The organism is Sphingomonas sp. GW821-FHT12D09, assembly GCF_058807215.1.
Genome location: NZ_JBXAQL010000002.1, coordinates 61,205 through 86,185 on the forward strand (window position 1 = coordinate 61,205; position 24,981 = coordinate 86,185).

Sequence of the window (24,981 nt, forward strand, 5' to 3'; positions counted from 1 at the left end):
GCGAGTTATGTAACCGGTTACGGTTCGCAGCGACAAGCAAAAAAGTTTCGCGCCCGGATATCGTGAGGACAAATCCCGTTGGTGGTTGGCGGCGGGGCGCACAGGAGAGGAAGAACAATGTTCGACACCAGGATTTCGCGACGCGCGGCGCTGATGGGAGCCGGTGCAGTTGCGGCCTGGGCCGCGAGCCCGGCGCGTGCGATGCTGCGGGCGGCGGGCAGCCTGCCGGTGCCGCCCTTCATCGATGCGCTGATCGCCAGGATGACGGTCGAGGAAAAGGCCGGCCAGCTCACCCTGATGCCCGCGGCCTGGGGCGGCGGCGTGGCTACTGCGCTCAACCCGCCGAGCAACGGGCCGAGCTTCGAGGAGCAGCTGACCGAGGTCGAGAAGGGGCACCTCACCGGCGTGTTCAACGGCAATGGCGCCGAGATGGCGCGCCGCATGCAGACCGTGGCGATGACCAAGTCGCGGCTCAAGATCCCGCTGCTCTTCGCCGCCGACGTGATCCATGGCCATCGCACGATCTTCCCGGTGCCGGTCGGAGAGGCGGCGTCGTTCGAGCCAGACCTGGCCGAACGCACGGCGCGCATGGCGTCTTATGAAGGCGCTGCGGCCGGCATCGACTGGACCTTCGCGCCGATGGTCGACATCGCGCGCGACCAGCGCTGGGGCCGAACGATGGAAGGCGCCGGCGAGGACGTGCTGCTCGGCGAGCTGATCGCCGCGGCGCGGGTACGCGGCTTCCAGGGCAAGGACCTGAAGGCGAACGACGCTATGCTCGCCTGCTTCAAGCATTTCGCCGCCTATGGCGCCGCCGAGGCGGGGCTCGACTACAACAGTGTCGATGTGTCGGAACGGACGCTGCGCGAAGTCTATCTGCCGCCGTTCAAGACTGCGCTGGACGCCGGCGCATTGTCGGGCATGGCCTCGTTCAACGAGATCTCCGGGGTGCCCTCGACCGCCAATGACTGGCTGATGCGCAACATCCTGCGCGGCGAATGGGGCTTCGAGGGCTTTGTGGTGTCGGACTATACCGGCGACATGGAGATGATCGACCATGGCTTCGCCGCCGACGCGCGCGAGGCGACCAAGCTCGCCTTCCTCGCCGGTGTCGACATGAGCATGACCAGCGGCTTCTACCGCGATCATCTGCCCGATCTCGTCGCCAAGGGCGAAGTGCCGATGGCGACACTCGACGAGTCGGTGCGCCGCGTGCTGGCGATGAAGGCGAAGCTTGGCCTGTTCGAGGATCCGTTCCGCCGCATCGACGTGAAGCGCGAAAAGGCGCGCTCACGCACCAGGCAGGCGATCGCGCTCTCCCGCGAGGCCGGGCGCAAGTCGATCGTGCTGCTCAAGAATGACGGCGACCTGTTGCCGCTGCCCAAGAGCGGCAAGCGCATCGCGATCATCGGGCCGTTCGCGGAAGGCAAGCACGACATCAACGGGCCCTGGGTGGTCTATGGCGACAACGCCCAGGCGATCGACCTGGCGAGCGGCGTGCGCGCCGCAGTGGCCGACAAGGGTGCGGTGAGCGTCACGCTCGGCTCGGGCGTCGAAGCGCCGCTGGCCGGCGGGATCGATGCGGCGGTGGCCGCGGCGAATGCGGCGGACATAGTGATCTTGGCGATCGGCGAGGCGGAGAACATGTCCGGCGAGGCGCAGTCGCGCACCGAGATCGTGGTCCCCGCACCGCAGATGGCGCTGGCGGAAGCCGTCGCGAAGACGGGCAAGCCGATCGTGGTGGTGCTCAAGAATGGACGCGCGCTGGCGCTGGACGGCGCGGTGCTGAACGCAGGCGCGATCCTCGTCACCTGGTTCCTGGGATCGGAGGGCGGCAACGCCACGGCCGATGTGCTGTTCGGGGATTACAGCCCGGCGGGCCGCCTGCCGTGCAGCTTCCCGCGCTCGCCGGGCCAGCAGCCTTATTATTACAGCCACAAGCCGACCGGCCGGCCGAACCCCGCAGGGCCGCTCCAGCCCTACAAGGCGCATTATCGCGGCATTCCGAACTCGGCGCTGTTCCCGTTCGGGCATGGGCTGACCTATGGCAAGGTCGGCTATGCCGACCTGTCGGTGCCGGCGACCTTGGCCTGGGACGGGGAGATCACCGTCTCGGCGAAGATCACCAATTCGGGAGCGCGCGCGATCGAGGAAGTGGTGCAGCTCTACATTCGCGACCGGGTGGCGAGCGTGACCCGGCCGGTGCGCGAGTTGAAGGCCTTCCGCAAGCTGGCGCTGGCACCGGGCGCAAGCGAGACGGTGACGTTCAAGCTTCGCCGGGACCAGCTGTTGTTCATCGGGCGCGAGAACAAGCCGGTCGTCGAGCCGGGGCTGTTCGATGTGTGGATCGCACCGTCGGCGGAAGCCGAGGGCGTGAAGGCGCAGTTCACGCTGGTGGCGTGACGTTCAATTCCTCCCCCAGCTTGCTGGGGGAGGGGGACCATCGCGTAGCGATGGTGGAGGGGCCGGCGCAGCGCGCCGGTGCCCGGCGCCCCCTCCACCACCGCCTTCGGCGGCGGTCCCCCTCCCCGAGACAAGCTCGGGGAGGAATTAGTTGGCCCGCTCCTCCAGGTCCTTCACGATCCGGGCATGCGCGCCCTTGCCCAGCGGGTTGAGCCACATCCCCGCCACCGACAGCGCCAGGAATGCCAGCGGCACCAGCGCGATCGTGCCGCGCATCGTGGCGAGGGTCGCCTGGCTCTGCTGGACATTGGCGACATAGCCGGCCGCATCGAACCCCGCGGCGAGCAGCAAGGTGGCGACGCCGATCGCGATGCGCTGGAGCAAGGCGGCCATGCCGAACACCGCGCCCTCGACGCGCAGCCCCGTGGCCTGCTCGCCATATTCCACCGTGTTGGGCAGCATCGCCCAATAGGCGAAGTGCAGCCCGACGATCAGCGCCTGCATCGCGACCAGGAAGAGCTGCATCGGCCCGGCGCGCTCGATATGCACGCCGACGAACAGCACCAGCCCGGCCATGCAGGCCGAGGCTGCCAGGAACCATAGCCCGCGCGTGCCGAGCAGGCGCTGGAGCAGCATCCACAGCGGCACGGCGGCTGCACCGACCACCCCCATCCAGGCGAGCGCGCTCTGCCCGGCCACGTCGTCGCCGACGAAGTATTTGAAGTAATAGAGCACCGACTTGTTGAGGATCGTCACCGCGACGATCATCGCCATCATCGCGAGGTTGAGCGTGACGAAGGCGCGGTTGGCGGCGAGGCTCCTGAGGCTTGCCGCTATCGAGGGTGGGGCTGCGCGGAGCGGCACGACCTGCTCGCGGTAGCTTGCGCCGACCAGCATCAGGATCGCGGTGCCGAGGATCGCGAACAGAATCGCCGCGCCGAGATAGGCCTGGGCGGGAACCGCCGTGCCGCTCAGCCAGGCGCCGAGCGGCAAGGTGCCGCGTGCGACCAGCACTGCCGCCATCGTACCGAACAGCATGCGCATGCCGGCCAGGAAGGCGCGGTCGCGGCTGTCGCTGCTCACGCGCGCGCTCATCGCCAGATAGGGGACGTTGACCGCGGCATAGGCGGTGCGGAACAGCAGGTGGCCGACGAAGATGCTGGCGATGCCCCACCAGCTGCTGGCCAGCGGCGGCACATAGGTCAGCACGAAGGCGAGCCCCAGGGGGATGCTGCCCAGCATCAGGAAATGGCCATAGCCGCGCCCGGGCTCGCGGCGATCGGCGACGGCGCCGGCGATGAAATTGGCGAGCCCGTCCCATACCGAGGCGACGGTGTAGATCGCCGCGGCGGTCGCCACCGGCAGCGACAGCGCTTCGGTATAGTAGAAGAGCAGGAAGAGCATGATGCTCTGCCAGTAGAGATTGAAGGCGAAGTCCCCGAAGGCGAAGAGCAGCAGCCTGAGGCGCGGCGGCGCGGCGCGGAGGCGGGCGATCATCGGGCGGGCGTTGCCGCGTGCGCGCGCATGTCGATTCGTCCTCTCCCGCCGCCTTGGGCCGCCGACCCTAGAATGCCGGTTCGACCTTGCAAAATAGGATTTCGTCCGCTCTGCTCTCCGTCTGGGCCGGGGAGCTTCACGCATGCGGGGAGAGTCAAGGGATTCAACATTTTCGAAGGGGCCGATCGTGCCGATTCGGCGCCGAGCGCGAGCGCGCGGGCGCCCGCCCGGCCTCGCTTCATGTCTCCGAAGAGACTGGTCGGGGCGACAGGATTCGAACCTGCGACCCCCACACCCCCAGTGTGATGCGCTACCAGGCTGCGCTACGCCCCGACCGAGGTTGGGGCCTCTAGGCCGGTGCGGCGCAGGATGCAAGCGGGTCCCGACAATAGTTGCGCGTGCAGGTCGCGCATGTTAGCGCGCCGCGCTTGAACGGAGCGGATTCCGCGCCGGCCCTCTCAGCTTATTTCGGGATCCCATGTTCATAACCCCAGCATATGCACAGGCCGCAGGCGCGGCACAGGCCAGCCCGATGGGCGGCATCCTCGGCCTTGCGCCGCTCGTCCTCATCTTCGTCGCCTTTTATTTCCTGATGATCCGCCCGCAGCAGAAGCGGATGAAGGAGCTCCAGGGTTCGATCAACGCCGTGAAGAAGGGCGACCAGGTCGTCACCGGCGGCGGCCTGATCGGCAAGGTGACCAAGGTCGATGAGACCGAAGTCGAACTCGAGCTCGCCCCGAACGTGAAGGTCCGCGCGATCAAGGCCACGCTGACCAGCGTGAAGTCGGCCGGCGGCGCGAAGCCCGCGAACGACTGATGCTCGACTTTCCCCGCTGGAAGATCACCACGATCCTCGTCGGCATCGCGATCATGATCGCGCTGTCGGTGCCGAGCTTCTTCCCGAAGAGCGCGCGCGACCATTGGCCGAACTGGGTGCCCAAGCCCGCGATCAACCTCGGCCTCGACCTTGCCGGCGGCAGCTTCCTGCTGTTCGAGGCGAACACGGATGACGTGCGCCAGGCCAAGCTGACCCAGATGCAGGACCAGGTCCGCGTCGAGATGCGCCGCGATCCCAAGATCGACATCGGCGATATCTCGATCCAGGGCGGCAAGGTCAGCTTCATGCTGCGCGACCCTTCCAAGGTGGATGCGGCCCGCGAGAAGCTGCTTGCGATCACCGGCACGGGCGTGGGCACCACCGGCCAGCGCCAGTGGGACGTAGCCGTGGTCAATTCGTCGCAGTTCGTGCTGACGCCCACCGACGCGGGCATCAACGAAGCAATCGAGACCGCGATGAACGACGCGCGGGAAATCATCGAGAAGCGCATCAACGCGCTCGGTACCGTCGAGCCGACCGTGATTCGCGAAGGCGCCAACCGCATCGTGGTGCAGGTGCCGGGCCTGCAGGATCCGACCGCGCTCAAGGCGCTGGTCGGCAAGACGGCCAAGCTCGAATTCCGCCTGGTCGATTCGACGGCGGACCAGAATGCCGTGCAGCGTGGCGAGGCGCCCGCCGGCGACGTGATCATGCCGTACCAGGCCGGCGGCAACATCGCGGTGCAGCGCACGGTGATGATCACCGGCGACATGCTCGTTGATGCCAAGCAGAGCTATGACCAGCAGACGGGCCAGCCGGGCGTGACGCTGGAGCTGAACGGTGCGGGCACCAAGCGCTTTGCCAAGGTGACGCAGGAAAATAGCGGCAAGCCCTTCGCGATCATCATCGACGGCACCGTCATCTCGGCGCCGAACATCAACGAGCCGATCTTGGGCGGCAGCGCCGTGATCAATGGCGGCTTCACCGTGGAGAGCGCCAACCAGCTCGCGATCGCGCTGCGATCGGGCAAGCTGCCGGTGGACCTCAAGGTGGTGCAGGAATCGACGGTCAGCCCCGAACTGGGCAAGGACTCGATCCGTGCCGGCATCACCGCGTCGATCATCGCGGTCGTTGCCGTGATCGCCTTCATGATCCTCACCTATGGCCGCTTCGGCATCTATGCGACGCTGGCGGTGACCATCAACGTGCTGGTCATCTTGGCGGTGATGGGCCTGCTCAACGCAACGCTGACGCTGCCCGGCATCGCCGGCTTCGTGCTGACGATCGGCACCGCGGTGGACGCCAACGTGCTGATCAACGAGCGTATCCGCGAAGAGCGGCGGCGTGGGCGCAGCGTGATGCAGGCGATCGAGCTCGGATACAAGGAAGCCAGCCGCACGATCTTCGAAGCGAACGTGACGCACGCCATTGCCGGCCTGATCATGGTGTTCCTGGGCTCCGGCCCGGTGCGCGGCTTCGCCGTGGTGCTGCTGATCGGTATCGCGACTTCGGTGTTCACCGCCGTCGTGTTCACCCGCATGCTCGTCTCGATCTGGGTGCGCCGTAACCGGCCCACCGAAATCCATATTTAATCGGAAGCGACGCACATGCGGCTCCTCAAGATCATCCCGGACAACACGAACATCGGGTTCGTGCGCGTCCGCCACATCGCCTTCGCCATCACCATGGCGCTCACCGTCGCGGCCGTCGCGCTGGTCGGTATCCATGGGCTCAACATGGGCGTCGACTTCGTCGGCGGCGTCTCCATCGAGGAGAAGTTCGCCGGCCCGCCGCAGGTCGACGAGATCCGCGAGACGGTGAACCATCTCGGCTTCGGCGAGGCGGCGCTCCAGCAACTTGGCGGACAGAACACGGTGACCATCCGCCTGCCGGTTCCCGCTTCGGCCAATCCCGATGCGGTCAACACCATGGTGGAGACCGTGAAGAAGGCGCTGGCGGCCAAATTCCCCGGCGCGACCTTCAGCACCTATTCCACCGTCTCGGGCAAGGTCTCGGGCGAACTGGTGCAGAAGGGTGTGCTGGCGGTGATCCTGGCGATCGTCGGCATCGCGATCTTCTCGTGGTTCCGCTACGAATGGCAGTTCGGCGTTTCGACCGCAGTGGCGATCATCCACGACGTACTGATGGCGCTGGGCTTCTTCGCGGTGACGGGCATGGTGTTCGACCTGAACATCGTCGCGGCGATCCTCACGATCATCGGCTATTCGATCAACGACAAGATGGTGATCGACGATCGTATCCGCGAGAACATGCGCAAGTACCGCAAGATGGGGATTAGCGAGCTCATCGACCTCTCGGTCAACGAGACGCTGCCACGCACCGTGATGACCTCGCTGACGATCATGCTTGCGCTCGCCTCGCTGCTGATCTTCGGTGGCCCGGTGCTGCGTGGCTTCACCGCCGCGATGATGCTGGGCATCGTCGTCGGTACCTATTCGTCGATCTACGTCTCCTCGTCGCTGCTGATCACGCTGGGCCTGAAGCCCGGCCCGCGCGAGGAAAAGCCCTCGGCGGCGACCGGCGCCGAGCGCATCGGCTGACCTGGTGGAAGTAAAGCGCGCCAGCGCGGAGGGGCCGGTCATCACCGGCTTCTCCGGGCGTGGCTTCCGGGTCGACGAAGGCGTGTACGAGGGGCTGCTGATCACCCCCGAGCGCGCCGATGGCTGGGCACCGCCAGCGATCGGGGAACTGACCGAAGCCGATCTCGCCCCGCTGCTGGCGCTGGATCCCAAGCCGGAATTCCTGCTGCTCGGCACCGGCGCCACCTTGGTCCGTCCGCCGCGTGCCTTGGTGGGGGCCTTGGGCGCCAGGGGTATCGGCATCGAGGCGATGGACAGCCGCGCGGCGGCCCGCGCCTGGGGCGTGCTGCGCGCCGAGTTGCGCTGGATCGCGGGCGCGCTCTACCCGCTGGACTGATCGCCGCCCGCAGCTAAGCTCTCGCCAAAGGGAGAGGCACGCATGATGATTCTCGCGCTCGCGCTGGCAATGACCGCGCAGTCCGACGGCCCCGATTATCGCGACACCGCCAACTGGCTCTGCCGGCCCGGCCGCCAGGATGCCTGCACCATGGACCTATCGGCCACGGTGGTCGCGGCGGACGGAAAGCGCAGCGTCGAGCCGTTCAAGGCCGCCAAGGATCCCAGGTTCGACTGTTTCTACATCTACCCGACCATCTCGCTCGACACGACGCCGAACAGCGACATGATCCCCGGTGACGAGGAGAAGCGCGTCGCGCAGTTCCAAGTCGCGCGCTTCGCAAGGAACTGCCGGGTGTTCGCGCCGGTCTATCGCCAGGTGACGCTAACGGCGCTGCGTAGCGTGATCGGCGGCGGCACGCCCAAGATCGACCGCGAGATGGCGTTCGCCGACGTGAAGGCGGCGTGGGACGATTACATGGCCCATGACAATGAGGGCCGCGGCGTGGTGCTGATCGGGCACAGCCAGGGATCGCTGATCCTGACCCGGCTCGTCGCCACCGCGATCGACGGCAAGCCCGCGCAGAAGCAACTGGTCTCGGCGCTGCTGATCGGCAGCTCGGTACCGGTGCCGATCGGCAAGGATGTCGGCGGCGTGTTCCCGACGATTCCGCTGTGCCGCAGCGCCGACCAGGCCGGTTGTATCGTGACCTATGCGAGTTTTCGTGCCGACTCTCCGCCGCCGCCCAATACCCGTTTCGGAAAGGGCGACAGGCCGGGCGTGGAAGCAGGCTGCACGAATCCTGCGGCGCTGGTCGGGGGCAAGTCCGCGATGCACGCCTATCTGAACGCGGGCGGAAACATGATGGTACAGAGCCCTGCCGAAGCTTGGAGCAAGGATGGCGCGCCGGTGACGACGCCCTTTGTCAGCGTGCCCGGGCTGCTCTCCGCCGAATGCGTCAACAAGGACGGGTTCAATTATCTCGCGGTAACGGTGAACGCCGATCACGCCGATCCGCGCACCGACACGATCTCGGGTGATGTAAAGGTGGGCACCAGCATCCTGAAGGACTGGGGCCTGCACCTGATCGACATGAACCTGGCGCAGGGCGACTTGGTCGATCTGACGGCGCGGCAATATCGGGCCTGGGCGAAGACGCGCTAGGCGGCCTTCTGCGTCGGCGCGATGCGGATCAGCAGCATGCGCCAGAGCGGGATGCTGATCAGCATCACCTGGCCGAGGAACGGCAGGAACAGGCTGGTCCCGAAAGCGGTGATCGAGCCGAGCAACGCCGACTGCCCGCGCAGGCGGATCATCCTGCGCTCCTCCTCGGACACATGCTCGCCCACCACGGGCGCGGAGGTGAGGATGCGCTGGATCAGGATGTTGCAGATTGCGATGACCACCATCCAGCCGCAGTAAAAGGCAGTGGGGATGCGGTAGCCGAAATGCTCGGCGGAGAAAGCCGTGAAGAAAGGCATCGCGGCGATCGCGCTGAGCAACATCAGATTGGGCAGATAGAGCTTGGTGCTCCAGTGGCGCGCGCAATCAAAGGCGCGGTGATGACTCGCCCAGAAGGCGCCGATCGCGAAGAACGAGACGAAGAAGCCGATGAAGTTCGGAATCACATGGTTCAGCGCCTCGAGGAACGCCATATCGGTATACGGCGTCGAGACGGGGGGCTGGTGAATCTCGATCACCAAAAGGGTGATCGCGATCGCGAATACTGCGTCGGAAAAGAACGCCATGCGCTCCAGACCGTGCGCCGGACCCTCGGCGTGCGTCTGTTTCGGCTTCATTCAACTGCCCCCAAATCGATTCGGCGCTGCCCCTAGCAGAGGATCAGCGCGTGGTCTTGGGTGGCGTGGTGCGGCGCGTTGTGGCGCGCGGTTTGGCGGCGGTCGCCTTGGCTGCTGCCGGCTTGCGCGGTTTCGGTGTGGACTTGGGCGCCGGAGCCTCTGTAGCGGCCGGCTTGGGCGCGGCAGCAGCGTTGGGCTTGGCGGGGGCCTTTGCCGCAGGCTTCGCCGGTGCCTTCGCGGTTGCGGGCTTGGCTTCGGCCTTGGCGGCAGGTGCCTTTGCTGGTGCTGGCTTGGCTTCGGTCTGGGCCGCGGGCTTCGCGCTTGCGGGAGCGGCGGGCTTGCGGGCGCGCTTGACCACCGGCTTCGCGGTGGCAGCAGCAGGGGCAGGCGTAGGAGACGGCGCGGTGGCCTCCTTGGCTTCGCCCTTGTCGTTCGGCTTGAGCTTGGCGGCGAGCGCAACGAGCCCAGCGGCGAGCAGATCGTTCACCACGGGATGCTTGGCGAGCGCGTCGAGCTGCTTGCGCAGCTCCTTGGGCAGCTTCATCCCGGCGATGCTCTTGGGAAGAAAACCCTTCTTCTCGGTCTTCGCTTCGCCCGACTTCTTGTCTTTCTTACCCGCCATCACTCGGTCTCCGCCCGTTGTAACTGCATTGTCGCGAATGTCAGGGAGTGGCGCGGGCTAGTCAACGCGGAAATGGTCATTCCTCATCGTCATCCCAATCGGTCTCGAACTCGAATTCGATCTCCAGGTCGCCGGGGCCAATCGGCGCCTCTTCCTGGGGCAGGATGTAATAGACCAGAGGCGGCGCCTCGGCCGGCGGCTCGGGCAGATTGCGAATGGCACCCATCTTCTCTCTCCGTCACGCTCGCGACACGAACACCGGGCGGAGCGCAGCGGTTCCCTCAGGCCGTGCGGCGGCGATCGACCAGACGCTGGAGGACGCCGCGATACCGGGCGCTGTTGGCCGCCCAGGTGAAGGGTTCGGCAATGGCGCGGGTGTCCGCCGTGGCGGGAGGCGCGGTGATGAGTTCGCCCAGCGCGCCGGCAAAGGCGGCGGGGGTGCGGGCGACGATGCGGCCCGCGGGGGGGGCGGTTACCACTTGGCGCGCGCCGCCGACATCGGGGATGACCACCGGCGTGCCGCACGCGATCGCCTCGAGCCAGGCATTGGCGAGGCCCTCGCGCTCCGAAGCGAGCGCCATCGCATCGGCGGCAGCTAGCGCGACGGCGACGCGATCGGGTGGGACCGAGCCGAGCAGCTTTACCCGGTCGCCCAAGCCTAGCCGCTCGATCTGCGCTTCGAGGCGCTTGCGGTCGCCGCCTTCGCCGGCGATCCACAGGGTGACGCCGGGAAGCGTGTTCACCGCGTCGATGACGATGTCATGGCCCTTGAGTGGGATCAGCGCGCCGACCGAGAGGACGAGCGGGCCCGAGATGCCGAGCTCGGCCTTGGCGGCGGCGCGGTCGCGCGGCGCGAAGCGAGAGAGGTCCACGCCGGTGGCGATCGTCTCGATCTTGTCGCCCGGGATGCCTATCGCGATCATGTCGCCGCGCATCGCGTCGCTTACCGCCAGCACACCGTCGGCGGCCTGTCCGGCGGCGACGACCCGGGCCCCGGTGGTCTTGCGGCGGCCCCAGTCATGGATGTCCGAGCCGCGCGCCTTGATCGAGACGGGCACGCCAAAGCGCTTGCCGAGCGCCACTGCGGCGGAGCCATCGGGGAAGAAGAACTCGGCCGAGATCACGTCGAACGGAAAGTCCTTGCGGATCTGCTCCAGCAGCGGCGCGACAGCCGCGGTGATGGCGCGGGCATGGAAGCGGCCGCCGGTGCGGGGCAGGTTGAGGAAGCGCGGGCGGTGGACCGTCAGGCCCTTCCATTGCTCGCGCTCGGGCAGTGCGGCGAGGGGCGCATAACGGGGATGGAGGGAAAGCGGAAAGGGCGGCAGGCCAAGTGGAGCGACAATGCGCACTTCCACATCGTCGCGCTCCGCCAGCGACAGCGTCTGGCGCTCGACGAAGATGCCGAAATTGGGGCGCGAGGCGTCGGGGAACAGCGTCGAGAGGATGAGTACGCGGAGCATGGCGGAGGGGTATAGCGGCGAAGGGTTAAATCTCCGCGGCTGGACACAGAGCAGCCCACCCGGTGCGTTCAACCGGGCGGGCTGCGATGTCTTCAGGGCTTAGCGGCAGCTCTTCTTGCCGCTGCGCTCGATCTCGCGGCCGGCAACCGCGCCAGCAGCCGCGCCGAGCAGCGTGCCGACGGTGCGGTCACCGCGCGTGTCGATCGTGCGGCCGACCAGCGCGCCGGCGACGCCGCCGACGACCAGGCCGGTGGTACCGTCCGGCTTACGGCAATAGCTGCGGCCGTCCCGACCACGCCACTCGCGATAGGCGTAGCGCTTGCGATAGCGGCGATCCTGGGCGAACTCCCCGCCGATCCCTGCCTTGGCGACCGGTGCAGCGTTCGCCGCAACGGGGACAACGCTCGCGGCGGGCACCGCGAAGGCAATCGCGCTCAGCGCGATGATAAACTTACGCATGTCTCACTCCTGATATTCTACGGGCAAACCCGACAGCGTAACGTCCCGTTCGAACGCAGAGTTGCATGAACGGGAAACTACGCCCCGTTCATCGGAGGGAAGTATGGACGAAGCACGGGCGATCATCGCGGAGCTGGAACTTGCGCGGCACCCGGAAGGCGGCTGGTACCGCGAGACGTGGCGGGCGGCACAGGGTGGAGACGGGCGGGCGTTGGGCACGGCGATCTACTTTCTCCTCGAGGCGGGCCAGCGCTCGCACTGGCACCGGGTGGATGCCGATGAATGGTGGCTGTGGCATGCCGGTAGTCCGCTCGACGTGCACATCGCCGACGCGGCCCATAGCGACCCGGCGATCACGCGGCTTGGCGCCGATGTGGCTGCCGGCTATGCGCCCCAATGCCTGGTCCCGGCGAATCGCTGGCAAGCGACCGAAGCGCCGCACGGATGGGCGCTGGTAAGCTGCATCGTCGTTCCCGGCTTCGACTTCGCCGGGTTCGAATTGGCGCCTCCCAATTGGGCTCCACGCAAGATTATTACCTAGTTCTCCCCGTTATCCACAGTCTTCACAGGTTTGCAGGCGCATTTGGCACTTTGCGCGACTCGGGTTCGATGACACCTTCATAACTGTAAGCGGAACGGTGCAGCGGCGGGAAACCAAAGCGAAATCAGAACCTTACACGAGCCGGGAACGATGAAGGCGCCTTCGGGAAACCACATCCGGAACGGTTCGGGGATGCGAAGCCCAGGAGGGTTTGCGAAACGGAAGTGCCGCCCACGCGCTACTGAAGTTTCGAGGGACACCAGGGCACGGCTCGACCGGATACCGAGCATGACGCGCAAGCGACATTGCGAAGTGAGTGTGGACCGCGGCGCGCAAGCGACGTGCGAAACGAAAGCGGAAGGCGGCGCGCAAGTGCCGCCCGAAGTGGAAGCAGACGGTGGCGCGCAAGCGTTGCTCGATGCCGAGGAAGAGACGGAAAGGGGACGGAACCTTGGTTCGCGGAAACGGCGCGCAAGCGCTCGGGACCAAGAACGAAGGAACGGACCGCCGCAGAGACTGGAAAGGCTCGAAGCGAAGCGCAAGCGGAGCGGACGGTTTGGAAGGGATCGAACGGAGAAGATCGCGTCCAGCAAGGCTTCCGAGTTCCGGCCCCCGGCCGGGAGGACGAAGCGGGCCGCCGAGGCTGGCAACCGCAGCTCTCCTTCTGGATGAGCGGACAACGGCCAGTCTCGACGACCGACCCAAGGTTCGCATGCCCTTGCCGGCGCGGACCGAGGAGCCGCCGAAACCATGCCGAGGATCCGTCCGGGTCTATGGCAGCAGTCCGGCGACACGGGGCCTGGCAGCAATGCCGGGCCCCTTTTGCGTTTGGACGATGTAGAGCGCTGGAATGCAAGGCGGCTCTTGGCGAGGCGCTTCTTCTTCCCCGGCAAAGGCCGGGGCCCAGCCTCAGATATCTCGAGATGGTTGGCAGGAAGCGCGAACTGCTCGACAGGATTCCAAGTCTGGGCCCCGGCCTTCGCCGGGGAGAGGTTTATCCGCTTTGTTGATTGCACCGCCATGCCACCGCAGAGCAGGCGAAATCCTACATTACAAGCCGAATAGGACGCGGTCAGAGCAGGGTCGCGTCGAGCTTGCTTTCCGCCTTGAGCAGCTTGGAGACCGGGCAATTGGCATGGGCGCCCGCCGCCAATGCTTCGAACTGTTCCTCGGCCAGGCCAGGGACGCTGGCCTTGAGCGTCAGGTCCGAGCGGGTGATGGTGAAGCCGTCGCCGTCCTGCTCGAGCTTCACGGCGGCACTGGTCTCGATATTGCCTTCGCTGAAGCCGGCACGGGCCAGGGCGAAGCTGAGTGCCATGGTGAAGCAGCCGGCATGCGCCGCGGCGATCAGCTCTTCGGGGTTGGTGCCCGGCTCATCGCCGAAACGGGTGTTGAAGCCATAGAACTGGTCGGTCAGCACGCCCGACTGGGTGGTGATATGGCCCTTGCCCTCTTTGCCGAAGCCTTCGTAGCGGGCAGTCGCGGTACGGGTCGTCATGGTCTAGTCTCCCTCATGGCCGGGCCCCTGATCTAGGGGATCAAAGGCCCGGCTTGAAGGCTACCCGTTTGGGTTAGCGGCAGCGTGCATCGCTGCTGTTCTTGTCGACCGACGAGCCGACCGCTGCGCCGGCGGCTGCACCGAGCACCGTGCCGAGCAGCTCAGAGCCACCCGGCGCGATCAGATTGCCGAGCACGCCGCCGGCGACACCGCCGATGACGAGCCCGGTCGTGCCATCCGAACGGCGGCAATAATAGCGGCCGTCCTGGCCACGATAGACACGGTCGTTCCGCGACAGGCGGCGCTCGCGGTAGTTGCCGCCCTCACGGTAATAGCGACCCGCATCATAGCCGCCGTACGACGGATCGGGGCGGTTATAGTCATAGTCGCGATAGGCGTAGGAACTCGCGCCGGGGCCGCCGCTGCTATAGTCCGTACAGCCGGCGAGGGTCGCCGCGGCCGCCAGGCCGAGGATAAGGATACGCATGGTTTTCTCTCCGTGAACCCACTCTCTGCGGGGGGAATGCGTGGGAGCACGGAAAGGTTTCGCAGCCATCACGATACGGTGTTGCCGAGCTGGGCCAGCGCCGGGCGGAACTGGTCGCGCTCCGAAGCGGGAACGGGAGCGGTGGGATCGGGGCGGAAGGCGTCGATCGCGCGCTCCGAACCGTCGGGATGTTCCTCACCCATCAGGTCGGTCGGCTCGGTGCCCTCCGAAGGACGGCGCAGCAGCCGCCATGCGCCGAACGCCACTGCACCCAGCGCCGCCACGGCGAGCGCGCCGATGGAGGCAAACCCTGCCGAATGACCGGTCCGGCGGGCCGGGGCCTGCGCCGCGGCGCGCTTGGCCGGCGTCTTGGTCGCAGCCGACTTGCGCGGCGTCGCGGCGGCGCGGCTGCGCTTGGCGGTGGCAGGCTTGTCAGCCTTGGCCGGTGCCTTTGCCGTGGTCTTGGCGGGAGCCTTGGTGGTGGAGCGGGCGGGGGTCTTGCGCGTTGCCATCGAAATTCCTCTTGTCTCAAGGGTTTCGGCCTGAACGGGCGGGCGGGGCGACTGTTCCGCCCGCCCCCGCCCCCAGCCGAACTCCAAGCCTCAGCTCTTCTCCTTGCCCGTGCAGGCGCCGGCCCGCTTGGCATCGACCGTGGCCGCCATCTTCCCCGCCGGGCCGCCATCCGAAATGACTTCGGTGTGGTAGCTGTCGGCGGCATAGCTGCCCTTGATCGTCATCTCGCGCTTCTGGCCCGCACTCTCGCAGGTCAGCTTGGCGTCGATGGTGCCGCCGGCCATGGTGAAGTGATCATAGCGGCAGCTCTTGTCGCCGCCGAACATGCCTGCCTTGGGGGATTTCACATCGGCTTCGGTCACGCAGCTGGCGAAGTTCTGGCCCTGCATCATCTTGTCCTTCATCATCTTCACAGCCTCGGGCGGCATCTTTTCCATGCCCGGCGAGTCGAGTTTGGTGATGGTGACCTTGCCGTCCCAATGGCCCGGCGAGATGAAGCTGCCGGCGCCTTGCGCCGCGGCGACCTTGTTCGAGACTTCGTCGACCGAGGCGTTCTCGGCCTTGACGGTCGGCCCGGAATTACAGGCCGCAAGAACCAGCGGCAGCAGCATCGTCAAACGCTTCATGGACATTCCCTTATGCAGTGAACATGCCCGCCCCGGACCGGAGCATAGCTCCCGAGAAGGGGGAACGAAAGCGGAGGAAACGAAAGCGGGGCCCGACAAGGGCCCCGGGGTTGACTGCAGTCTCAGCCCAGCACTTCGAGGGCGGCGGCGCGGGCAGTGCCGCGCTGGCTCTCGAGCGGGAAGAGACGGCGGTGGAGCGGGACAAAGGCCTGGAAGGGCTGCTTGTTGCCGCGGGTAATCTGGGTTTCGTGGATATCGTCGAAAAAGTTCATGGTTTTCCTGGTTTGGTTACTCCGATCCGAGGGCGCACGCAGCGCGGCGCCGGAGGAAGAAGAGGGTGAAGGCGCGTTCTGTTCCGCCTTGCGGAAGCAGGGGGCGGAAACACGAGGCCGCAAAAAGCCGCGGCCGGCGCCTGTCGCTTATGTGGGACGCCGGAAAGGCATCCGCAAGCAGGGGTTCTACGGGTTGAAGGAGCGCCCGGCACGGTGGCCGGGAGCAACAGCCAAGCAAGCGAAATCCTACATTGCAAGCAGGATGTTCGCGCTTTGCCCCGCCTATTCGGCGGGCTCGCAGCGGCGCAGCGTCTCTTCGCTGATCCGCTTGGCGTAGAAGCCGGCAAGACGCTCGTGAGAGATGCGGGCCGGCGGGTTCTTGGCATCGACGGCACGCTGTAGCGAGTCGCGATAGCGCGTGTTCAGATATTCGAGTTCCATGGCAAGCTCCTCAAGTAAGCGGGAGCACGGGTCTCTCAGTTACCGGCGCCTACAAGAGAATCTGCCGGTAATGGAGGCTTCTACCATGGTTCCATCGCCGCGCCGCATCTATTCGGCGCAGGATCGGTGGAATGCCCGAAAGATCAGCCCAAAACCTCGCGCGCGGCGGCGCGGGACACTTCGCAGTGGCGGGACTGGAGGGACACCGGCAGGACTTTGATCAGTGCCGGGAAGATCGGCCGCGAAGGGCGGCGGGTAAGCTGGGTCTCGTGTATCTTGTCGAAGAAATTCATAGGGTTTCCTGTATGGGTATTCGAGTGACGACCGCGGCTTCGCGGGCGACCCGCGAACTGGCGACGCGCTCCTGGCGGATCGCCATGTCGAGCCATGCGGCCTCGGCACGCAGCCGCTGGTCGCGGACATTGTCGAGCGTCGCGGCATCGGCTTCGGCACGGCATTTCGCCGCCTGGGCCCGGTAATCGGGTTGATTGGCCAAGATCTCGTACTCCTAAAGCGGGCATGCAGGGTGGCGGCGCCCCCAAGGAGACCCAGGGGGCGCCACCGGACGGCGTAAACCGCCCTGACTCCGCTTAGTCGACGGCGGTCAGGTTCACGGCCGACGTGCGGCCGCGCTTGTCGTCCTCGAGATCGTAGCTGACGCGCTGGTTCTGGTTCAGCGTGCTCATGCCGGCGCGCTCGACGGCGCTGATGTGGACGAAATGGTCCTGCGCGCCGCCGTCCGGCGCGATGAAGCCGAAGCCCTTGGTGGCGTCGAAGAACTTGACGGTTCCGGTGTTGGCCATGCGAATATTCCTTCAATAGTCGGCGCGCCCGAAATGGACGGACCTCGTGCTGCAAGGGGCAGAAAGAAGGAATAAGGGGCCGCAAAGCGCCGAAAACCGTCGAAATGCGACTGTAGCAGATGCGATGTGGGGAGGCGGTGCTTCAAGTTCAAGGGCTTCCGCCACAAACCGCGCCCTTTCGCCGATTTGGCGCCGGCCCGCGGCGACTTCCGCGCAGCCCGGATCAAGTTTCTCCGATCCGGAGATACGGCGCGCACCGCCGTGCCTGCGGGTCGTTCCGGACAGGCAACCGCACTCGCACGGGATCGGATGCAATCGCGCTGCCCGCCAGGCCCCGCGCTTGATAGGGCGGCGAGCGAGCGGGGTGACATCGGGAGAGACTCATGACGACCGCGAACACCGCATCGGCCGTGATCACCAACAGCAGCAGCAAGACCTTCGTCTCGATCGGCCTGTCGCACAAATATAGCGACAATTATTCGAGCAAGGCGAGCTGGGAGAACCTCGCCCCCGGCCAGACCACCAGCCCGCCGCTGAGCGTGGAGTATAATACCGGCTTCGGCACCACCGGCGAGGATTGGTGGTTCCTGCTCGCCGTCGATAGCGAAGGCAATGTCTGGAACACCGATCCCGACAATGCGCGCTGGCTGTGGGACAAGGTCGACTGGGGCATCTCGAACTTCGGCGAAGTGATCGCCGAAGGGCTGGACGCCGCCGGACCCGAGACGCTGGGCGCCGGCGACGTGGCCGGGGTGCTGATGGAGGTGCTGACCGCGGCGACCAACGATACCTCGGTCGAGGGGTACAAGGAGTTCCTGCTGAAGAGCGAGGATGCCGGCAACACGGTGACGATCACGCTGACCGACGACACTATCGCCTTCTCCGCGCCGAGCGGGACGGCGGACACGCCGCTGGCGCTCGCCCAGGCGGCGCCCAAGCCGGCGACGGCCTGAGGGTTCGCGCCCGGTCCGCGCCGTGCTCCCCTGGCGGATCACGGCGCGGATTGCTGCGTGGGGGCGGGCGCGGGGCTGGGATCCGGAGCGGGTGTGGCCAGGACACCGAACCAGCGATCGCGGGCCTCGCTCTCCACCGTGCGCTGCGCGGCGATCTCGGCGCGGCGCGGCGCCTCGAGGAGATCCTCTTCCTCCGCGGTCAGCTCGCGCGAATAGCCGTCGTCGCCATAGTCGCCGTCTTCCTCGCCATAGAAGCCCGCGGGCGGGGGGAAGCTGGTGCGCCACTTCTCGTCATGGCCGTCCCACCAGACCGGGCCCTGGTCGCCGGGCTCGGCATCCGGGAAATCTTGAATCCGTTGACTCGCTTCCGCGTGCGCGGGGACGGGGCCGATGCTGACAAGCCCGGCGGCCTCGGCGCGGTTCCAGTCGGGGCCGGACCAGCCGCCGCGATCGGCGGGGTCGAGATCGGCGATGGGCTCGGCGAGGTCGGTATGGGTGCGCAGCCACTGGTCGGCGCGGGCGAGGGCGGCGAGCGGGGCGAGATCCTCGGGCGTGGCGGGGGTGATGCCCTGGGCGAGCAGCAGCCCGGCGCGGGCGGGTCCGGCGTCCTGCGCGATCAGCTCGACATAGGCGCCGAACTCCTGCGCGGCGAGGCGGGCGGCGGCATGGGTGGTTTCCCTTGCGGCGCGATCGGCCATGCGATCGAGCCGGGTGAGCATCGCCATGCCCAGCCGATTGTCGATGCGGTGGCGCTCGACCTCGCTGCCATCGGGCCGGGTGATCGTCTCGATATTGCCGTGATAGGCGCGCTCCATCAGCATGTCGGCGAGCGTATCGCGCGAGCGCAGCAGCGCCGCCTGCCAGCCGATATTGAACTGCGCGCCCTTGGCGGAGAGGCGGAAGGCATAGGCGGACTGCTTGGACAGGCCGACCAGGCGGCACGCCTGATCGATGCTAAGCCCCTCGGCAACCGCCTGGAGGAACATCGCCTGCTTCTCCCCTGACCAGCCGGCGATCCGCTGCGACGGGCTGCCGGTATATTCGCGGAAGGGCGTGTCGGGGAGGTGGTTTTCGCTGTGCGGGATGCCGTCGGGGATCGGGGGGAAGTGCAGTGCCATGGCTTCGGTCCTCTCTTGGGTTGTGATGAGGACCGTTCAGATATGCTGGAATGGGGGCTGTAGGAAAGGGGTTTGTTTATGGTTTGTTCTTCTGCGCGCCGGCGAGGCGATTAGCGGAGCTAATTGCGAGCGCACCAGGCGCGCACGGCCGGCGGCGCTGCGAGCGCCGGCCGACGACGCGGCTTCAGGGGTAGCGCTGACGCGCGTGGATCAGCGAGAGGATTTCGATGGCGTCGGCGGTGACGCGGTAGATCAGGATATAGTTGAGATGGATCACCGCCTCGCGCGTATCGGGAGCGCGGCCCGGGCGGTGGATATGGGGATGCCCCGGCAGACGATCGGCGGTGTGGCGGATCGCCTCGGCAAGGCGTCGCGCGGCTGCGGGCCGGTGCGTGGCGACATAACCGATGATGTCGCGCATGTCCTGGCGCGCGGTGTCGCGCCAGACGAGCAGGAGCATCAGGGCTCTTTGTGGCGGTCGAGGATCGCCTGCATCTCCGCCATCACTTCTTCATGCGGGATGCGCGGCGCGGTCGAGGCGAGCGCCTTCTCCACCTTGGCACGAACCCAGGCATCATGCGCCGCCTCTTCCTCGGTGGAAGCGAATTCGGACACGATCGGCGAGAGCTTTGCCATGGGGGGAATATAGCGCTGCGGGCGTGGTTGGGGAAGGCGCGGGTGGTGGGATATGTCCGGAATGGAGATGGTCGGCCCCCGGCCGATGTCCTGTCTCAGCAACCGTCCTTATTCAAGATCGGCTTTCTCGGCTAAGTCTTCCAAGGCGGTATCTGGAATCGTTACGCTAAACGTGGTTCGAAACATCTTTTTATCAGGGCTAATCCCGGAGTTATCCTGAAAAACGCCGATTGTTCCGCCCAAGTAGGAGTTTATTACCTCGCTCAGCACAAATAAGCCTATGCCAGACCCCAAGCCATTGGGCGCTGCTTTTGCGCGGACGCCTCGCAAAAATATGGTCTTTCTCTCCCTTTCGGAAATATACGGTCCGAAAGAGGTTATCGAAAAAATAACATGCTTATCTAAGCATGATATGTTTATAGCTATTCTGCTGTCTTTGGGGCAGTATTTTACTGCATTCTCGATAAGAACAAATGGAATAAATTCAAACACATTGGGGCAGCCGATTAGGCGATTATCCTTTGTGTCTAGGTCAAACCTAACGTTCTTTGCGCTCGCGGACTCCCGAAATGCTCCAACTACATCAATGGTTTTCTGCCTAAGGTCTATGGGTAGCTTCCCGATTACGGAAGCGGGATTTATCAGATAGTCAAGTATATCCGTTCTTATCTTAAGAACAGTCTGCGAGCAAACCACGTTGTCTAAATGCTGGTTTGCGAGGGATACATTTCCGTCATTCAGTGATACTTTGGCCGAGAGCGCTGCGCTGTAAATATTGTTAGAGATACTGCGAAGATCGTGAACAAGAAGATTAACATGATCCGAGGATGAAATAACTTCATTTTCCAATCCAAAAATGTGATCAACGTATTTCTCGAGGTCCTCAAAATCTATGGGGATCGCGTCATAGAGATTCTGTAATGGCTGGTCGGTGGATGCGTGTATTCCGGGAAAGAGAATCAGGTTGTTCTTATAATCTCGTTGGGCATATGTATAATATCCCATGTGATCTTTGTGCCACCCCTCGCGATTGATTTCTCTATAAAACTCAATCATATGAGATTCTAAAAAAATCTCCGGAATCTTCAATATTGAACCCGGGTGATATGATAATTCATCGTCATCAGAGATTAGGTAAGGAAGGGCGTGCAAGTATTTTCTCCGTCTAGGAGGTGCTTCCTGTTATGAGAGAAAATATCGCTGAGCTTATAAGGCCATTGACTATATTTCTGGCGTCGTCGGAAACCTTCGATTTGGAGAGCGCTTTTTTAAGAGATTCCGGGCCAGGATTATTTTTTAATATCGACGTAGTAAAGGCGTCTTCAAGGATAATTGCATCTTTCATGCTGACGCCCCTGTTCAGGAGGTCGGCGCGGACACGTAACCAAGTTGTGTGAGGGTTGAGGACGTGATTTACATAGCGATCTAATAGCGTCGTCCACTCGCTGATGTTAATATCTTTCTTGATAAGGTCGTCTGCGGATGACTTGGCTTCTCGGGTGGCGGTCTGGCTCAGTGTCGCGCCAGTATAAGCGAGGACCCATTTTTCAGGAAATTGGCGTTTAATTTCCGAAATTAAGCCCGCACCTTGAAGGCTTTCGTTAAAGGAAAGGCCAACTCCAAGTATATCGCAAAGTATTATGTCAAAGTCTTTAACTAGGTCTATCGAACTTATGTCTCCAAGCTGAGTGATGATGTAATTGTGATTTGAAAGGAGATAATGCGGTGCAAAGGGTTGATCATCTATGACGGCAATTTTAACCGCGCCGCGGCGATCTCTTATTCGGCGAGATGCAATTTTATCTTGGAAATAAGGTTCAAGTCGCGGCTGCTTTTAAATACCTTTAGAAGAACTTCTTTCACCTCTTCTTTTCCCCCATCCCCTGTTTGTCGATTAACCTCGATTTAGACAGCTTGGCATGGAAGGGTTATGAGGCCAACATAATTTGCGGGCGTCGTTGGGGCCGTACTTACGATTATTAGTTTGGCGTGGAGATATGCTGGCTACTCCGCCGCCTCAGTCTCCTGAACCGTCCCCTTCGCCAGCAACGGCGCGAGATACCGCCCCGTAAAGCTCCGCGGCTCCTTCACTACCTCTTCCGGCGTGCCCTGCGCGACGATTTCGCCGCCCTTGACGCCGCCCTCCGGCCCCAGATCCAGGATCCAGTCGGTGGTCTTGATGACGTCGAGATTGTGCTCGATCACCACCACGGTGTTGCCCTGCTCGACCAGCGCGTGGAGGACCTCCAGCAACTTGCGGACGTCCTCGAAATGCAGGCCGGTGGTGGGCTCGTCGAGGATGTAGAGCGTGTTGCCGGTCGCGCGGCGGGCGAGTTCCTTGGCGAGCTTGACGCGCTGGGCCTCGCCGCCGCTGAGGGTGGTCGCCTGCTGGCCGACCTTGACGTAACCGAGGCCGACTTCGGCGAGCATCGCCATCTTGTCGCGGATCGGCGGGACCGCCTTGAAGAACTCGAGCGCGTCCTCGACCGTCATGTCGAGCACGTCGGCGATGCTCTTGCCCTTGAACTTCACTTCGAGGGTTTCGCGGTTGTAGCGCTGGCCGTGGCAGACGTCGCAGGTGACGTAGACGTCGGGGAGGAAGTGCATCTCGATCTTGAGCACGCCGTCGCCCTGGCACGCCTCGCAGCGGCCGCCCTTGACGTTGAAGCTGAAGCGGCCGGGCTTGTAGCCGCGCGCCTGCGCCTCGGGCAGGCCGGCGAACCAGTCGCGGATGTTGGTGAAGGCGCCGGTGTAGGTCGCCGGGTTCGAGCGCGGGGTGCGGCCGATCGGCGACTGGTCGATGTCGATCACCTTGTCGAGATATTGCAGGCCGGTGATGCGGTCATGCTTGCCGGCGAGGACGCGGGCGCCGTTGAGCTGGCGCGCGGCGGAGGCGTAGAGCGTGTCGATCGTGAAGCTCGACTTGCCCGAGCCCGAGACGCCAGTGATGCAGGTGAAGGTGCCGAGCGGGATGCTCGCGGTGACGCCGCGCAGGTTGTTGGCGGTGGCGTTCTCGACCGTCAGCTTCTTGCCGGTGCCCTTGCGGCGCTTCGCCGGCACGGGGACCTCGCGGGTGCCGCTGAGATAGTCGGCGGTGATGCTGCCGGTGGTGTTCAGGATCTCGTCGAGCGTGCCGCGCGCGACGACTTCGCCGCCATGGACGCCGGCGCCGGGGCCCATGTCGAGGATATAGTCGGCGGTGCGGATCGCGTCCTCGTCATGCTCGACGACGATCACGGTGTTGCCGAGGTCGCGGAGACGCCGGAGCGTGGCGAGCAGCATGTCGTTGTCGCGCTGGTGGAGGCCGATGCTCGGCTCGTCGAGGACGTAGAGCACGCCGGACAGGCCCGAGCCGATCTGCGAGGCGAGTCGGATGCGCTGGCTCTCGCCGCCCGAGAGCGTGCCCGAGGTGCGATCGAGGTTGAGGTAATCGAGGCCGACATTGTTGAGGAAGCCGAGCCGCTCGTCGATCTCCTTGAGGATCGCGCGGGCGATCTCCTTTTGCTGCGGCGTGAGCGTGGCCGGCAGCTTCTGGAACCAGGCGAGCGCGTCGACCACCGAGAGATGGGTGGCGTGGCTGATGTTCTCGCCGGCGATCTTGACCGCCAGCGCCTCGGGCTTGAGGCGGGCGCCGTGGCAGACCTCGCAGGGGTGCGCGGCCTGGTACTTGCTCAGCTCCTCGCGCATCCAGGCGGACTCGGTCTGCAGCATGCGGCGGTTGAGGTTGCCGATCACGCCCTCGAACGGCTTCTTCACGTCGTACGACTTGCGGCCGTCGACGAAGGTGAGGGTGACCGGCTTGCCGCCGGTGCCGTGGAGGATGACCAGCTGGACCTCGCCCGGCAGGTCGCGCCAGGGCGTGTCGAGGCTGAAGCCGAACTCGCGGGCGAGCGAGCCCAGCACCTGCATGTAATAGGGTGAAGGCGGGTTGGACTTGGCCCAGGGCACGATCGCGCCCTTCTTGATCGTGAGATCGTGGTTGGGGACGACCAGATCCTCGTCGAACACCAGCTTCTCGCCCAGGCCGTCGCACGCCGGGCAGGCGCCCTGGGGCGCGTTGAACGAGAAGAGGCGGGGCTCGATCTCCTGGATGGTGAAGCCGGAGACCGGGCAGGCGAACTTCTCGGAGAAGACGATGCGGTTGGGCGGGAGGCCGGTGCCCTTGAGCTGGCCGCCGGTGACGTTCTTCTTGAGCCCCTCACCCTCGGGGTTGGGGCGGGGCATGTCGCTGTCAGTCGAGAACGCCTGGGGTGCCTCACGGACAACCCCTCCCCCGGCCCCTCCCGCCAGCGGGAGGGGGGAAGAAAGCTCGGCCACGGTGGTATCCACCAGGTCGATATAGGCCAGGCCCTCGGCGAGCTTGAGCGCGGTCTCGAAGCTTTCCGCCAGGCGCGTGCCGATGTCCTCGCGCACGACCAGGCGGTCGACCACCACTTCGATGTCGTGCTTGTACTTCTTGTCGAGCGCCGGGGCTTCCTCGATCAGATAGGTCTCGCCGTCGATACGGACGCGCTGGAAGCCGGCGCGCTGCCACTCGGCGAGCTCCTTCTTGTACTCGCCCTTGCGGCCGCGGACGACGGGGGCGAGGAGGAGCAGGCGGGTGCCTTCGGGAAGCGCGAGCACGCGGTCGACCATCTGGCTGACCGTCTGCGCGCTGATCGGCAGGCCGGTGACCGGCGAATAGGGCACGCCGACGCGCGCCCAGAGCAGGCGCATGTAATCATAGATCTCGGTAACCGTGGCGACCGTGGAGCGCGGATTGCGCGACGTCGTCTTCTGCTCGATCGAGATGGCGGGCGACAGGCCCTCGATATGATCGACATCGGGCTTCTGCATCAGCTCGAGGAACTGGCGCGCATAGGCCGAGAGCGATTCGACATAGCGGCGCTGGCCCTCGGCATAGATGGTGTCGAAGGCGAGCGAGGATTTGCCCGAGCCGGACAGGCCGGTGATCACGGTCAGCGTGTCGCGCGGAATGTCGACGTCCACGCCCTTGAGATTGTGCTCGCGCGCGCCGCGTACGGAAATGGTGGTGAGTGCCATGCCGGAGTTCTAGCTTTGTTCTGTTGGGGTTTCTAGTGGAGAGATAGGAACGCCCG

The 24,981-nt window shown here is 65.0% G+C and carries 28 protein-coding genes and 1 tRNA gene; 8 read left to right on the forward strand and 21 right to left on the reverse strand.

Annotated features, from left to right (window positions below; genetic code table 11):
- Positions 1-117 precede the first annotated feature (117 nt).
- Positions 118-2,403 carry a glycoside hydrolase family 3 N-terminal domain-containing protein gene (locus AC1RPL_RS10070; protein WP_493069169.1) on the forward strand — a complete coding sequence of 762 codons (2,286 nt, stop codon included), beginning with the start codon at positions 118-120 and terminating at the stop codon, positions 2,401-2,403.
- Positions 2,404-2,550: 147 nt separating this feature from the next.
- On the opposite strand, the gene AC1RPL_RS10075 is transcribed toward AC1RPL_RS10070, so the two are convergent.
- Positions 2,551-3,900, reverse strand: a complete 1,350-nt coding sequence (locus tag AC1RPL_RS10075) for an MFS transporter (RefSeq protein ID WP_493069170.1) — start codon at positions 3,898-3,900, stop codon at positions 2,551-2,553.
- A 256-nt stretch (positions 3,901-4,156) separates the two neighbouring features.
- Positions 4,157-4,233 (reverse strand) — tRNA-Pro (locus tag AC1RPL_RS10080).
- 145 nt (positions 4,234-4,378) lie between these two features.
- Here AC1RPL_RS10080 and yajC point away from each other — a divergent pair.
- The 5 genes from yajC to AC1RPL_RS10105 are packed head-to-tail and all read left to right on the forward strand — an operon-like array spanning position 4,379 to position 8,818.
- Positions 4,379-4,717, forward strand: coding sequence for a preprotein translocase subunit YajC (yajC, locus tag AC1RPL_RS10085; RefSeq protein WP_493069171.1), 339 nt, complete (start codon positions 4,379-4,381; stop codon positions 4,715-4,717).
- The gene (secD, locus tag AC1RPL_RS10090; protein WP_493069172.1) at positions 4,717-6,309 is read left to right on the forward strand and encodes a protein translocase subunit SecD; all 1,593 of its coding nucleotides are present in this window, start codon (positions 4,717-4,719) and stop codon (positions 6,307-6,309) included. Before yajC ends, secD begins: the two co-directional genes overlap by 1 nt.
- Before the next feature lie 15 nt (positions 6,310-6,324).
- Positions 6,325-7,278: a protein translocase subunit SecF gene (gene secF, locus AC1RPL_RS10095; RefSeq protein WP_493069173.1), complete on the forward strand. Its 954-nt coding sequence runs from the start codon at positions 6,325-6,327 to the stop codon at positions 7,276-7,278.
- Between the two features lie 4 nt (positions 7,279-7,282).
- Positions 7,283-7,654: an Mth938-like domain-containing protein gene (locus tag AC1RPL_RS10100; RefSeq protein ID WP_493069174.1), complete on the forward strand. Its 372-nt coding sequence runs from the start codon at positions 7,283-7,285 to the stop codon at positions 7,652-7,654.
- A 42-nt stretch (positions 7,655-7,696) separates the two neighbouring features.
- The gene (locus tag AC1RPL_RS10105) at positions 7,697-8,818 is read left to right on the forward strand and encodes a DUF3089 domain-containing protein (protein WP_493069175.1); all 1,122 of its coding nucleotides are present in this window, start codon (positions 7,697-7,699) and stop codon (positions 8,816-8,818) included.
- Here AC1RPL_RS10105 and AC1RPL_RS10110 read toward each other — a convergent pair.
- The 5 genes from AC1RPL_RS10110 to AC1RPL_RS10130 all read right to left on the reverse strand — a co-directional run bounded on the left by AC1RPL_RS10110 (position 8,815) and on the right by AC1RPL_RS10130 (position 11,994).
- A complete protein-coding gene (locus AC1RPL_RS10110; protein WP_493069176.1) occupies positions 8,815-9,453 on the reverse strand; it encodes a TMEM175 family protein in 639 nt (212 codons plus the stop codon). The two genes, AC1RPL_RS10105 and AC1RPL_RS10110, sit on opposite strands and share 4 nt — an antisense overlap.
- Positions 9,454-9,496: 43 nt before the next feature.
- Complete coding sequence (locus tag AC1RPL_RS10115) at positions 9,497-10,075, reverse strand: hypothetical protein (RefSeq protein WP_493069177.1); 579 nt, start codon at positions 10,073-10,075, stop codon at positions 9,497-9,499.
- Positions 10,076-10,151: 76 nt separating this feature from the next.
- Positions 10,152-10,301, reverse strand: a complete 150-nt coding sequence (locus AC1RPL_RS10120) for a hypothetical protein (protein ID WP_493069178.1) — start codon at positions 10,299-10,301, stop codon at positions 10,152-10,154.
- Between the two features lie 55 nt (positions 10,302-10,356).
- Positions 10,357-11,535, reverse strand: coding sequence for a glycosyltransferase (locus AC1RPL_RS10125; RefSeq protein ID WP_493069179.1), 1,179 nt, complete (start codon positions 11,533-11,535; stop codon positions 10,357-10,359).
- Between the two features lie 99 nt (positions 11,536-11,634).
- The gene (locus AC1RPL_RS10130; protein WP_493069180.1) at positions 11,635-11,994 is read right to left on the reverse strand and encodes a glycine zipper 2TM domain-containing protein; all 360 of its coding nucleotides are present in this window, start codon (positions 11,992-11,994) and stop codon (positions 11,635-11,637) included.
- 103 nt (positions 11,995-12,097) lie between these two features.
- Between AC1RPL_RS10130 and AC1RPL_RS10135 the strand changes: the two genes are divergently transcribed.
- Complete coding sequence (locus tag AC1RPL_RS10135) at positions 12,098-12,535, forward strand: cupin domain-containing protein (RefSeq protein WP_493069181.1); 438 nt, start codon at positions 12,098-12,100, stop codon at positions 12,533-12,535.
- 1,072 nt (positions 12,536-13,607) lie between these two features.
- Here the strand turns inward: AC1RPL_RS10135 and AC1RPL_RS10140 are convergent.
- From AC1RPL_RS10140 to AC1RPL_RS10180, 9 genes are all read right to left on the reverse strand, one after another.
- Positions 13,608-14,033 (reverse strand): OsmC family protein, encoded by a 426-nt coding sequence (locus AC1RPL_RS10140; RefSeq protein WP_493069182.1) that lies wholly within the window; start codon positions 14,031-14,033, stop codon positions 13,608-13,610.
- 73 nt (positions 14,034-14,106) lie between these two features.
- Complete coding sequence (locus tag AC1RPL_RS10145) at positions 14,107-14,520, reverse strand: glycine zipper 2TM domain-containing protein (protein ID WP_493069183.1); 414 nt, start codon at positions 14,518-14,520, stop codon at positions 14,107-14,109.
- Positions 14,521-14,588: 68 nt separating this feature from the next.
- Complete coding sequence (locus AC1RPL_RS10150) at positions 14,589-15,032, reverse strand: hypothetical protein (RefSeq protein WP_493069184.1); 444 nt, start codon at positions 15,030-15,032, stop codon at positions 14,589-14,591.
- A gap of 90 nt (positions 15,033-15,122) precedes the next feature.
- Positions 15,123-15,659: a DUF3617 domain-containing protein gene (locus tag AC1RPL_RS10155; RefSeq protein WP_493069185.1), complete on the reverse strand. Its 537-nt coding sequence runs from the start codon at positions 15,657-15,659 to the stop codon at positions 15,123-15,125.
- Positions 15,660-15,781: 122 nt separating this feature from the next.
- Positions 15,782-15,931, reverse strand: a complete 150-nt coding sequence (locus tag AC1RPL_RS10160) for a hypothetical protein (RefSeq protein WP_493069186.1) — start codon at positions 15,929-15,931, stop codon at positions 15,782-15,784.
- Positions 15,932-16,213: 282 nt separating this feature from the next.
- Positions 16,214-16,372: a hypothetical protein gene (locus tag AC1RPL_RS10165; protein ID WP_493069187.1), complete on the reverse strand. Its 159-nt coding sequence runs from the start codon at positions 16,370-16,372 to the stop codon at positions 16,214-16,216.
- 143 nt (positions 16,373-16,515) lie between these two features.
- The gene (locus tag AC1RPL_RS10170) at positions 16,516-16,665 is read right to left on the reverse strand and encodes a hypothetical protein (RefSeq protein ID WP_493069188.1); all 150 of its coding nucleotides are present in this window, start codon (positions 16,663-16,665) and stop codon (positions 16,516-16,518) included.
- Entirely contained in the window at positions 16,662-16,868 is a 207-nt protein-coding gene (locus AC1RPL_RS10175; protein WP_493069189.1) for a hypothetical protein, read from the reverse strand. Before AC1RPL_RS10175 ends, AC1RPL_RS10170 begins: the two co-directional genes overlap by 4 nt.
- 94 nt (positions 16,869-16,962) lie before the next feature.
- A complete protein-coding gene (locus tag AC1RPL_RS10180) occupies positions 16,963-17,175 on the reverse strand; it encodes a cold-shock protein (RefSeq protein WP_493069190.1) in 213 nt (70 codons plus the stop codon).
- A 383-nt stretch (positions 17,176-17,558) separates the two neighbouring features.
- Here AC1RPL_RS10180 and AC1RPL_RS10185 point away from each other — a divergent pair, with 383 nt between their 5' ends.
- On the forward strand, positions 17,559-18,128 hold the full coding sequence (locus tag AC1RPL_RS10185; protein WP_493069191.1) for a hypothetical protein: 570 nt from the start codon (positions 17,559-17,561) through the stop codon (positions 18,126-18,128).
- A 38-nt stretch (positions 18,129-18,166) separates the two neighbouring features.
- Here the strand turns inward: AC1RPL_RS10185 and AC1RPL_RS10190 are convergent, their stop codons facing one another.
- The 5 genes from AC1RPL_RS10190 to uvrA form a co-directional block, all read right to left on the reverse strand.
- A complete protein-coding gene (locus AC1RPL_RS10190) occupies positions 18,167-19,246 on the reverse strand; it encodes a hypothetical protein (RefSeq protein WP_493069192.1) in 1,080 nt (359 codons plus the stop codon).
- A gap of 184 nt (positions 19,247-19,430) precedes the next feature.
- On the reverse strand, positions 19,431-19,706 hold the full coding sequence (locus tag AC1RPL_RS10195) for a type II toxin-antitoxin system RelE/ParE family toxin (RefSeq protein ID WP_493069193.1): 276 nt from the start codon (positions 19,704-19,706) through the stop codon (positions 19,431-19,433).
- Positions 19,706-19,882, reverse strand: a complete 177-nt coding sequence (gene relB, locus AC1RPL_RS10200; protein ID WP_493069194.1) for a type II toxin-antitoxin system RelB family antitoxin — start codon at positions 19,880-19,882, stop codon at positions 19,706-19,708. Before relB ends, AC1RPL_RS10195 begins: the two co-directional genes overlap by 1 nt.
- 108 nt (positions 19,883-19,990) lie before the next feature.
- A complete protein-coding gene (locus tag AC1RPL_RS10205) occupies positions 19,991-21,034 on the reverse strand; it encodes a sensor histidine kinase (RefSeq protein WP_493069195.1) in 1,044 nt (347 codons plus the stop codon).
- 852 nt (positions 21,035-21,886) lie between these two features.
- Positions 21,887-24,925: an excinuclease ABC subunit UvrA gene (gene uvrA, locus AC1RPL_RS10210; RefSeq protein WP_493069196.1), complete on the reverse strand. Its 3,039-nt coding sequence runs from the start codon at positions 24,923-24,925 to the stop codon at positions 21,887-21,889.
- Between the last annotated feature and the right edge of the window lie 56 nt (positions 24,926-24,981).